General features: G+C 49.5%; 7 protein-coding genes. 3 read left to right on the top strand and 4 right to left on the bottom strand.

All coding sequences use genetic code 11. From position 1 onward, the window contains the following. The first annotated feature begins 213 nt into the window (after positions 1 to 213). From HV346_RS19175 to HV346_RS19165, 3 genes are all read left to right on the top strand, one after another. Positions 214 to 3,132, top strand: coding sequence for a hemagglutinin repeat-containing protein (locus HV346_RS19175; protein WP_181620761.1), 2,919 nt, complete (start codon positions 214 to 216; stop codon positions 3,130 to 3,132). Continuing rightward, positions 3,132 to 3,614, top strand: coding sequence for a hypothetical protein (locus tag HV346_RS19170; protein ID WP_181620760.1), 483 nt, complete (start codon positions 3,132 to 3,134; stop codon positions 3,612 to 3,614). Before HV346_RS19175 ends, HV346_RS19170 begins: the two co-directional genes overlap by 1 nt. Positions 3,615 to 3,794: 180 nt before the next feature. Then, positions 3,795 to 4,358, top strand: a complete 564-nt coding sequence (locus HV346_RS19165; protein WP_249415109.1) for a VENN motif pre-toxin domain-containing protein — start codon at positions 3,795 to 3,797, stop codon at positions 4,356 to 4,358. Here HV346_RS19165 and HV346_RS19160 read toward each other — a convergent pair. From HV346_RS19160 to vgrG, 4 genes are all read right to left on the bottom strand, one after another. Then, positions 4,338 to 5,449, bottom strand: a protein-coding gene (locus HV346_RS19160) for an IS3 family transposase (RefSeq protein ID WP_181619794.1) whose coding sequence is annotated in 2 segments (ribosomal slippage) — positions 4,338 to 5,188 and positions 5,188 to 5,449 — 1,113 coding nt in all. Because the reading frame shifts where the segments join, the coding sequence is not laid out codon by codon here. The genes HV346_RS19165 and HV346_RS19160 overlap by 21 nt on opposite strands. Positions 5,450 to 6,464: 1,015 nt before the next feature. Continuing rightward, a complete protein-coding gene (locus HV346_RS19155; RefSeq protein WP_181620759.1) occupies positions 6,465 to 6,953 on the bottom strand; it encodes a hypothetical protein in 489 nt (162 codons plus the stop codon). Continuing rightward, the gene (locus tag HV346_RS19150) at positions 6,950 to 8,965 is read right to left on the bottom strand and encodes a DUF3289 family protein (RefSeq protein ID WP_181620758.1); all 2,016 of its coding nucleotides are present in this window, start codon (positions 8,963 to 8,965) and stop codon (positions 6,950 to 6,952) included. The genes HV346_RS19155 and HV346_RS19150 overlap by 4 nt, the downstream gene beginning before the upstream one ends. Before the next feature lie 15 nt (positions 8,966 to 8,980). Continuing rightward, complete coding sequence (gene vgrG, locus HV346_RS19145) at positions 8,981 to 11,272, bottom strand: type VI secretion system Vgr family protein (protein WP_181620757.1); 2,292 nt, start codon at positions 11,270 to 11,272, stop codon at positions 8,981 to 8,983. Between the last annotated feature and the right edge of the window lie 343 nt (positions 11,273 to 11,615).

Here is an 11,615-nt window from a genome sequence, read left to right as displayed (position 1 = left end):
AATTATTACTGGATTATTGATAAAGCTCTTTTTTGTTACAGTGCTATGGGCTCTGGGCGGTGAATTTGAATTGTCATGGAATGATGTCCTACAAGGCATAAAAATCGGGAGCGTGGGGGGGGGGATATTAGGTATCGGAATTATTTTATCACGCCTTTTTAAGGTTAAAGGATTCTAGCTCACGCGAGCCTGTTTAACCAAACCAGCAGCACCGTGCAAGCGGGCGGCAACGTCATCCTTAACGCCAATACCAAAGATGGCAGAGAAGGCGCCGGCAACATTCGCGCCACCGGCAGCGACGTTAGCGCCGGTCAAAACCTCGGCCTTATCGCCGAGAACGACATCCTGCTTACGGCCTCCGACAATACCAACAGCCTGCGGCGCGACAGCGAGAGCTACAGCTGGGGCGCGGGGGTCGGCATTGCCATCGGCAAGGGCGTGTCCGTCGGCTTTACCGCCAACGGCAGCCTGGGGCGCGGCGAGGCCGAGGGTGACGACGTGTGGCGCACCAACAGCCACCTGACGGCGGGCGACACGCTGTTTATCCAGAGCGGCGGCGACACTACCCTCTCCGGCGCAACCGCCAAGGGCAAAAGCATCATTGCTGACGTCGGCAAAAACCTCACCATCGAGAGCCTGCAGGATACCAGCACCTACAAGAGCGACGACTGGAACGCCAGCGGCAGCGTCACCGTTGGCTACGGTTTTAGCGGCAGCGCCAGCTACAGCCAGAACAAGGTGGACGCCGACTTCAGGAGCGTCACCGAGCAAAGCGGCCTGTTCGCCGGCGACGGCGGCTTCAACGTCTACGTCGGCGAACACACCGACCTGACCGGCGCAGTCATCGCCAGTTCGGACAACGCGGCAAAAGACGGCAAAAACCAGTTCAGCACAGGAACTATCGAGACCAGGGACATCAAAAACCGCTCCAGCTATGATGCCTCCGGCTTCAGCATCGGCGGCGGCTATAGCTACGGTGGAGGCGGCATGATACCGCTGGGCGGCGGCGATGATGGCGGAAGCGGCGCTACGGCCTCAAGCGGCGGCGTCGGCAAGGACCAAAAGGGCAACGCCACCACCGGCGCTAACGCTGACCCGTCCACCACCCAGCCGAAGACGGAAGGCGGATTTAGCGCCACCACGCCGATTTACATGTCGGCCTCCGACAGTGACAGCAGCACCACTCGTGCGGGCATCAGCGGCGGCAGCGTCACCCTTCGCGACGAAGAGGGCCAGCAGGCCCGCACTGGCCAGACGGCGGCGGAAGCCATCGCCAGCCTTAACCGCGACGTCTCCAGCGACCGTGACGGAACGAATGCGGTCGACAACCTGTACGAGCGCGACAAGGACAAAATCGACGCCGGGTTTGAAATTACCCGCGCGTTCCAGAATGAAGTCGGGACCTTTGTGGTGAACAAGGCCAAAGAGGCCGATGAGTTGAAGAAGACACTCGAGGCTCAGGGTATCGACCCGGAGACCAACGCCGATTATCTCGACGCCCTCAGGTGGGCCCCCGGCGGTGCATACAGTCAGGCCATCACCGCGATTACAGCGGCCACCGGCGGCAACGTGATGGGCGGCTTTGACGGGCTGGCCCAGGCAGCGGTGCTGAACTACGTGCAGGGCATGGGCGCGGCGGAAATCAAGAAGCTGGCGGACAGCATCGGAAGAGGCACGCCTGAAGCTGAAGCGGCCCGCGCCGTTCTGCAAGGGCTGGCCGCCTGCGGCGCTCAGGCAGGCCAGGGCGGCGACTGCGCCAGCGCCGGGCTGGGGACGGCGGCGGGGGTGATTGCCAATGCTATTTTGAACGATAAAAGCAAAGCCGTGGAAGACATGACCTCTGAGGAGAAGAAGGCGTGGGAGGATTTGATAACCTCTCTTGTCGCTGGCATTGCTGGCGCATCTGGTGGGGATGCGGGGAGTGCGGCGGCTGGGATGCAGATCGAGCAGGAATTCAACGCACTCACCAATCCTATTGAAAAAGAGGCGATTAACAGGTTAGTTACAGAAGGCATTGCAAAAAAAGAGGAACTTAATGCAGCAGCTTGTGCACTCCTCAAATGCTCTTCTGAGTTTGCCGAAGGAACGGTAGAAAAAGCCTATTATGAAGAACTGGAAAAAATCGGCAATCAGCCTGAATACGCAGCCCTGCGTGAACAGCTTGCCAACGAGAAATTTGTTGTCAGTTATAAGGATCCGTTGACCGGAGAGAACGTCACGATTGCCGTCCAATTATTCCAATACACGGAAGTTAACGCTATTCTGGACGGTGTCATTTACGCCAACGGTGAGTATCAACTAACTACTCGAGGCCTCGGGCTTCTTCAGGCCGCTGGCGGCGCTGTTGAAATTATTGGTGGCACTGCCAGTTGTGCAGGCGTTGTGACTTGTGCTGTAGGTACGATTGTCGCCGCTTCAGGTTTTGATAACTTACAGGCGGGATCCGAGACATTAGCTTCTGGCAAACCTACCAAAACCGTAGGCGCCGAATTGCTGGAAACGTTGGGCGTTCCGGCCGAATACTCAGAAGTGGTGTATGCTGGCGTAGGATTGGGAGGGGCTACAACGCTGGCGTTTAAATCTGCCAAGACCGGTGAAGTTATTAATGTTGCAGTGTCTAAAGAGGGGCAAGTTACTCATACAGCAGGCGGGTATCTGGAGGATTTTACTCCCTCTCCAACTCCTGTTGAATTAGTTCAACAGCAGGCGGCGAATGGCTCTACGACCGCCTATATACGCTTTGATCATATTCTTAATGGCGAGATAAAAACGCTTAAGGATGGAAGCAAAGTTGGAACTGGTGGTCACTATATTCGTGATCCAAACATTAAAATTGATAAAGTGACCGGAACTCCTGATACTAATGGTGTTGCTACAGGATATATATCTGTAAGAGATCCAGCTACAGGTCAGTGGGTGAGTAAAAAAGCATTGACAACATTCTTTCCTGAACAGTGGTCGAAAAGGCAGACAGCGCAGGAAATTGAGAGTGCATTTAAAAATTCGACAAAGATTCCCAATACAGAAATGTGGACAGGTAAGTCATCTAGTGGCCTGGAAATACAAGGTTATTATGGAAAACCAGATGGAACAGGTGCGACTGCATGGCCTGTTTATAAGGGGGATAAATAATGCTGAGCGATCAAATAAATTTTTGGTGGAATGACAAAGGCAAATGTTTCTCACCAATAGGTGGAAAAATAAGGCAGTCTCTCAGTGGCAATCCTTTAGGGTATGGTGCACGCGAGATTGCTGGATGGCTATCTAACGATATCCAATATGCTCTTCATTCCGTTGAGATTTGGATAAAAAACCTCACAAATCTATCTTCTGGAGAAAGCACTGATGGTAATTTTGGAATGGGTAATGCCCATTGGGTGATGGTAACCCAAAATAAGGTCTTCATTGGCTGTGAATATGTTGAAGAACAGCAGGTCATCTTGACTATTGAACAAACATTGTACGTACTAGAACAGTATAAAACTTTTCTTGAAAGTGACTATACAAACCCTACTTTACATCCAGAACCGATAGATGTGGAATATATCGCTGAAGGTAAAGACGCTATTGCTTTCTATGAATCTTTGGATGGGGCATATTGCTTGCCTTACTGAATGAGGCTCCAGATTATCCCAACAAGCACTGGCAAAGATCGTGGCATCTGTGTTTGGATTTGTAGTTGAGAATAAAAAACCAGCGAGCTGACAGAGACCGAGAAGCAGACAATCAGCGCATTAGGTACACTGGCCGCAGGGCTTGCAGGTGGCGTGGCCAGAGGCAGTACAGCGGACGCCATGGCAGGTGCGCAGACCGGGAAGAATGCGGTTGAGAATAACTTTTTGGGGCCAGAGAGTCGGGAGAAACTGGATAAAGCCGTTGAAAACCAGCAGGCTGAGAAAGACCTTCTGGCTGCTTCGAAAGAAATAGTTCGGCAAAACAATATTGACCGTCACAGCGATGAGTTACTGGGTAAATTCCAGACAGATCCGCAGTCGATGACGGAATCTGAGCGTCAACAGCTTGCGGCCTATCTGAACGTCTATGGTTATGAACTACAGGCCAGCTACGGGCTTAGCCCGGAGAGAGCGCAACAACTGGTGAATTCGTTACTCAGCGGTGAACCGGCCTTAAAACCAAGTCCGGTGTATCCGGGCGGAGGAGGTGATGCCAGCAGTTATTACGAAGCGCTGGGTTATCTGAAAATGTACTCTGTACAATCTAGTCAGGCGGCAATGGGAACGGAATCGTTGCTGGCCTTGCCGGGTGGCGTAGGAACAGCAGCCCGCGCGACTTTGGCTGCCGGAGGCGCATACCAGACTGGTGTAAGCACACCTGTTTTAGTTCCACACACTTTTTGAGATTTCCGGTTTTTCAGCCATCAGCCGGTACTCTTCCGGCGTCAGATTATTCAGGGATTCATGAGGCCGCTCGTTGTTATATTCCATCAGCCAGCGCTCGGTAATTTCCCGCGCTTCATTCAGTGTTCTGAACAGGTAAAAATCCAGGATTTCTGTCCGGTATGTTCGGTTGAACCGTTCGATAAAAGCATTTTGTGTAGGCTTACCCGGCTTGATAAATTCGAGCTGTACGCCATTTTCTTCGGCCCATTGTGCCAGCGCCAGCGAGACCAGTTCTGGCCCGTTGTCCATCCGCATTTTCAGCGGGTAGCCGCGGTTTGCCACGATCCTGTCCAGCACCCGGATGACTCGCTGAGCCGGGATATTCAGGTCGATTTCTATCGCCAGTGCCTCACGGTTAAAATCATCCACCACATTGAAGGTCCGGAAGCGCCTGCCGCAGACCAGCGCGTCGTGCATAAAATCGATGGACCAGCTCTGATTTAGCGCTTGCGGCGTCGCCAGTGGTGCTGGATTACGCACTGGCAGCCGCTGTTTTCCCTTGCGACGAAAATTCAGTTTCAGCAGGCAATAAATCCGGTGAACACGTTTATGGTTCCAGGTATTGCCCTGCCTGCGTAGCAGTTGGAAAAGCTTCTTAAAACCGTAGCGCGGATAGCGTTCTGCCAGCTCAGTCAGCGCATGGATCACCGGTTCATCACGCCGGGTATCAGGCTGATAAAAATACACCGTCCTGCTCAGCGATAACGTCCTGCAGGCCTGGCGTAAACTCATGGCAAATTGTGCCGTCAGATAGCTGACAAGTTCACGCTTTATCGCTGGTTTTAAAGCTTTTTTTCGATGACGTCTTTAAGTGCCCGGCACTCAAGGCTGAGATCAGCAAACATCTGTTTAAGCCTCCGATTCTCGTCTTCCAGATCTTTTATTTTTTTAATATCGGCCGCTTCCATCCCGCCATATTTTGCCTTCCAGTTGTAATAGCTGGCTTCCGAAATAGCGGCCTCACGGCACACATCCTTAACGGTACGTCCGGCTTCGACGGACTTCAATACAGCGATGATCTGGTGTTCAGTGAATCGGATCTTACGCATAGCGATCTCCTCAGGGGACATTATCAGTATGTCGGAAGATCTCTAAAAGTGAATGGGCCGTTTTGCCGGGATACTTACAGTGTGCTGTTTACTATTGGTCTTTCAGTGAAGAAGGTAAATTTATTAGATAATAAATAACCTATATGAATAATATATAGGTGAATCTGTATGTGGTTTCATTTTTTTAATGGATGTTGGTGTGAGGGGGTATGATCTGTTTTTTTTTATGATTGATTAAACTTCAGCATTATATAATTAACAGTAAATCTCCACGTTTACCTCCTTCAATGATGTTGACTATGTCTAATGAACTATCAAATCCCTTCAGGATGCAATATGAAAAGAATACTCTCTCAGTGTAATCTGGCATTAACAATCAGCTTATGGTATTTATTGGAGATGGATTTAATCTCATTTTATTAACGCATCCAGATGATGGGATAAAGATAAGAAGTGTGTTCAGCGGTAAATGGCTAACGGCACTCATTGAAAATCGAACGGGGAAACGGGGGATTTCAGTGAAAGTGTTGATACATAAGGAATGTGAGGTGATCTGGGGCGGGAAAACGACGGGAGTGGTTGCGGGGGGAGCGACGGGAGACTCTGATCGTTGCTGGCAAGGCATAGCATTTCTGAGAAAAATAGATCTTAACGATAATCGATTATATTAATGAGTGTGTCTTTCATCGCACAACCATTTTAAATAAAAACAGAAGAAAAAGCGCCATGAAGTTTATTGCGTTGAAGATGCCTAGTTTAAGATGCTTCCTTATCATTGCTATAAAACAGCATAAAATAAAAAGCATTACAGAAACAATGGGTAAGCTTAGCGAATAAATTAAGTAAAGATAATTTTGCATAGGGTCCTTAAGTACATATCCTGTTATGAAAAAAAACGATGCCATTGCAAGATATAGTTGCGATAAGAAAAATACTATTTTCGAGAAAGTTAGCATGGTTTTCATTTTCCTTTTACCAAAAAATAAAAACATTGGCACATGTAATGTATGGAAAGTTACTCACCATAATCGATGAAATGGATGTAAATAGGTTTTTTATCAATCACACCTACATTTTCATCTTCAGGCCAGCCCTTTATTCGTATTGTAAACAATTGATGCTCTTTTGAAATACATTTGTCCTTACCAAAAATGCCATTCAAACAATATTGATTTTCTCCCATCCAATAGTCATTGTCGCCTGGATCATCTGCTCTTTCAGTTATGTTTTCAAGAAACAGAATGTCATCACATATATGAGAAAGTGGGTGTGATTTTTCAGATATAGTATCACTATATTTGGCCCACATTTTTTTTTGCGCATAACGAGAGAGTGGCACATTTTCAACTAATACGACCGTAGACTTACATTCTCTTTCAAAATTTTCAATATACTCAGTATGCTCATAAACGTTGACTACATGCCCTTGTCTTAGATAAAAGGCATATATGATATACAAAAAGCATAAAAATAGGGATGTTGATATTGTTTTTGGATATTTCATGATTCTACCCATGTGCTAAAATTTGCTTCGTTTATAAATGGTTTGAAACCATATGGTTTATAACGTTGCAAAATAAACCATGAACAGAACCAAGTTAAGTCTTCAAAACCCTTCCCATTTACGTCATCAGTATCTAAGCCGAAATGATCTTGGATTTGAAATGTTAATCGAAGTTTGAATTTTTTACTATGAGGACTGACCGTGCCGGTTTCTATAATCTCGAAATCATCAAGATATACCTTAGTTGAGTAAGTATCATGGATTGTGATTCCAAGACCGTTAAACCAGTCCCAATCATCAAACTTAGGAAGCTTTGCCTCTTTGCTAATCCGTAAGTTCAACTCTCCTAAATCTTCAAGCGTTAATGATTTAAAACCATTGTTATGAAGTAATTCATTGGTTATTTTTTTAATCTTATCCACGCACTCTTTAGTTGTTTTATGCTCCAGAAACGCTTTATTTAACAGCTCATGACGTAACACACCGCCTTCATTCTTTCTGAATTTTTCAAGCATGATCTGGATGAGAGCGGTATATTCACCCCATGCTGTCCAGAAAGCCATGTTGTCCATGCTGGCAAAGTGTTGATCCACCGTTTTGTTAAAATCGAATAGATTGATCTTAAACTCTTCACCAAACACATTTACCCGGTTCAGCTTCCCCTGTGCCAGTATCTGCTCTTTGGTTAAATCACCGTAACGCATATCGTCAACGGTGAAATCATTCATTTTTTTGCGCTTACTGCCGTTTGCGCTGGAGTAGATGAGCCGACGCTCTGCTTTCTGGAGCTGGATCATCAGACCGCGAGGGTCGAAATGCCAGATCAGACCGGCTAACTCCTTTTGAGTTTCCACGGGGAGTTTATCGAAAAACGACAGCGCCCGGGCATGTTCCTTGAGTTCTGCGTAACTTTCATTGTTCATTGGCTCTGGCAGCGACGCATTAGGTGCCTTCAGCCAGGAAAAGCGGGTATCAAACGAGGCAAAATCCCATTCCAGCGGAAACTGACAGATAAAGCGAGTAAAATCAGAATCCTGCTTTTCCTGTGCATTCTTCACGGTCGCTGAATTGCACTGACCATCTGGCGTAGTGTCGTCATCAACAAGAGTCCAGCCCGCCCAGTCAGGGAAATCGGCATCTGTCCAGGTTTTCACCACTGGGGATGAAACATCCACCCATCCTTCACCACCGGGGAATGCCACACGTACCCAATCACTGTAGGTTTTATGTCCGCTGACTGCCGCTGTGGGTTCGCAGATATAGTCCACAGCGATAGCCGCTTCCCCGACCGGCTGATAATCATCACCGACCTTATGCAGCGTCCGGGTTTTCGCGCCTTCATGGATGATATAGAGGGCTTCAGTGGTAACGAAGTTTGGGTAGGCTGACAGCCCGTAAGGCGTGCTCCCCTGATAAATGGCGGTCCCTTCCGGAAGACGGAAATAGCGATGGCCATAAACAGGTTTTGCTCTGCCTGGCGCGCTAACATCCAGACTACCGTGGTCGCGACCGCACAGCATCTTCAGCATGTCGGAAGAGCAGCACAGCTGAAAATGGTACGCGTTTTGCCCACTGACCATACCGGTGGTGCCAATGACCTGACCCCGTCTGACGGTAACACCCGGTTTACCCTGAATTTCAGGGCGGACCTGTTTCATGTGCATGGTCAGCGAGTAAAATACACACAACACAGGGTCTTCACCCGTGAGTATTTCATGTCGGATAAGCACACAGCCGTTATCCGTTGCGCCATCGTAATTCAGCGGTTTTGTATCACGTTTCTCTGTGGGCGCAGGATAGCTGGCATAAACCACCACACCGTCAGCAACGGCTCTCAACGGATTGGCTAACGCGCCGGTATCGGTATGCGGGATATGAATACCACCGTGCCATGACTCCACCCCGTTCACCGGAAAACCACGACGCGGGTCGACAGGCATTGTCCGCATGATCCATGCGGCATACTCTTCATTATTCTGGCGAGGAAACAGAATGGGCGGTGAAATGTGCATCAGTGCATTCCTTGCTTATGAAAATGAAAACGTGTTCAGAGCCGCAGGCAGGTCTGCCACTTTATTGTTAGACGGCAAATCGACGGGCATCGTTGCGGCTCCTGTTACCACCGACCGCTTAATCTTTCGCGTATACGTCGTGTCCGTCCCGTATTCAATTTTCCCTTCCTCAATAATCAGATAGCTGCCGCCACCAATCAGTGTGACTTTCTTTTTGCCTGCAAACAGCATGTCGCTGGCAGATAGCAGGCTCAGCTTTTGTTCGGCAGATAAATGCATCTCGCCGTTCTGTGCCGCTATCTGCACCGGTCCTTCACTGGCGATGATGCTCAGTTTATCGGTCCGCGCAAACAGGCCGATTTTTTCCCCGGCAAGCAGGGTGGTGTTCCCCATCGAACCCGTACTGATGTCACCACCTGCATTCATGGCAATGTTCTTCGCCGCAACCAGTTGCATGTGCTCCCCGCTGGTGAATGCCACGCCTTCCGGACCGTGAAAGTGAATCATCTCGTTCAGTGGTTTCAGGCGTTTGTCGAACATGGCTATCTGACTGGCGATATCGGCTTCCAGCGCCTGAGCCTGTTCCGCCGCAGCAGCCAGAGCCTGCAACTGATTCTGGCAGATTTCAATTTCACGCAAAGCGGTGTCCATATCCAGGACGTCACCTGCCGCTTTAGTCTGACCTTCAGCGGTGACGAACAGCCCTTTTGCCACCCGAATAACACCGTGCTCATCGGTACGCAGCTCAAAGCCGGAACCGCGCTGTTTACCCTGTTCGTCAGTGATATGACCCTGATTTAACTGCGAAGCACCATAAGAAGTGGTCAGCGCAATGTGTTCCTCGCCGCGCAGGTCTTCCATCCGCAGTTCATTTCTGCCAGCCGTGCGCAGAATATTCTGGCTGCGGTTATCGCGGGTCACCACATCGGCATGTTCAGAGTCATGCATGGCATGGGATATGTAGGGCAGGTCAATGTCACCGTTGCTGAAGGCAATGGCAACTTCAGTCCCGTCTGTGAGCGGTGTATGCCAGCCATAATCCGGACCACTATAGGGTTTAGCCATTCTCAGCCACAGATAGCCGTAGCCCTGTTCACTGTCGTTGCGGTCAAAATCCAGCTTCACACGGTAACGTCCGTGCTCATCAAGATGGGCATAGATATCGTGTTTCTCACGGCCCTCTATCCGGGCGGGAAGCGTCCCGTGAATTTCAGGACGTTCAGGACAGTCCGGACGGAAACAGTAGCGTTCAGTATAAGGCTGTCCCCACACCGAGACGTGCAGGCGGGAATCACGCGAGCCAATAAACGTCACCAGCGTCATTATCACGCCTTCTTTCAGCGCTTCAATGATATTGCCCTGTGGCTCCAGTACCTGCCCGGGCATCAGGTGGGGCGCGTTGCTGAAGAGATGCAGGCGAGCTGAGCTGTTCAGTTCGCGTTCATGATGCATTCGCGCATAGAATGCGCCGCTCTCTGTGGCGGGCTCCGGGTCAGTATCGCCCCCGTCCTTCAGGTAGGTTTCACCATAGCGGTAATGCTCACCCGTTGTCACCGCATCGCTGTGCATAGAGACTCTGGCGTGCATCGGGGTGGTGGCGGTACGGTAGTTATAGGTATTCGCATGCACTCCACCCGGCACCACGTTGTGCCAGGTACGCACTCCCCAGACACTTTCTTCCGCAGACAGGCCCGATGGCTCCCTATAGGGCAGTCTGACATCAAACACATACTGTAGCTGGGTATCGCCAAAAATCACCACGTCCAGTTCTGTCGTCTCGTTCATTTCATAACGGAACCAGATTCCCACCTCTGCCAGAAGTCGCTGGATAAATTCGAGGTCAGTTTCACGCCACTGAGTAATGACTTCACGACACGGGTATTCACGGGAGAGACGGAATTCAAAGTCCGGTCCCTCCAGCCCGTGAGCACGCAGCACCTGTTCCACCACTTCGGGCACCGAAAGGTTCTGAAATACAGAGCAACGACGGGAGCGTGAAAGCAGGGCAAGCCGGGATTCAAGAGTAATGGCGTAATGAGACTGGTCGGTGTTTGTGGAGAGCCATTCGAAGGCGGTAATGATACCGTGAACGGCTTTATGTCCGTTCATATCGAAACTGGCATATTTCATCAGAACATCTTCGCCCCGAACGGTCTGCGGTGTGGTGAATTCGATACGCCATGAGAAAGGCTGGCTAAGAGCTTCCTGACCCCTGAATCTCAGCACATCGGGGATAACTGTGCTGTCATTGATGTCCAGACTGTAGAGCGATAAAGAGTTATTCAGGGCGTGCGTAGTTAAATCCATCAACGGGACACCTTCCAGGGCAAGAAACAGGCCACGGCCAGTAGCCACTTAACACATAGAATGAATGTGGATTATTGTCTGTTATATGAGCAATGCAGACAATGTATTTTTGATTAATGTCCTGAAAATCAGAATATTGACGCGATGGGGAATTAAAATGGTTTTTGTCATTTCCCGTTGTGGCGGGACCGGACACTGACCGGACAGGGCTAAGTATTGATGAAATCTTCGTCAGATTATGCAGGATGGTAATAGCATGCACAGACAGCCTGAAGATGAGTAAATTAATACGCTGCGACCGGAAGAAGGGTATCTGCTGAGGGAAATGCTCATGCTGGGTGGA

The organism is Enterobacter sp. RHBSTW-00994 (assembly GCF_013782625.1).
Lineage (GTDB): Bacteria > Pseudomonadota > Gammaproteobacteria > Enterobacterales > Enterobacteriaceae > Enterobacter.
The sequence above is the reverse complement of the archived record's forward strand: the minus strand, read 5'-3'. Positions and strand labels throughout refer to the sequence as shown.

Excerpts from the sequence above, each read along its gene's own strand:
- HV346_RS19165 (WP_249415109.1), top strand. The coding sequence starts at position 3,795 with ATGGCAGGTGCGCAGACCGGGAAGAATGCGGTTGAGAATAACTTTTTG.
- HV346_RS19170 (WP_181620760.1), top strand. The coding sequence starts at position 3,132 with ATGCTGAGCGATCAAATAAATTTTTGGTGGAATGACAAAGGCAAATGT.
- HV346_RS19155 (WP_181620759.1), bottom strand. The coding sequence starts at position 6,953 with ATGAAATATCCAAAAACAATATCAACATCCCTATTTTTATGCTTTTTG.
- vgrG (WP_181620757.1), bottom strand. The coding sequence starts at position 11,272 with ATGGATTTAACTACGCACGCCCTGAATAACTCTTTATCGCTCTACAGT.
- HV346_RS19150 (WP_181620758.1), bottom strand. The coding sequence starts at position 8,965 with ATGCACATTTCACCGCCCATTCTGTTTCCTCGCCAGAATAATGAAGAG.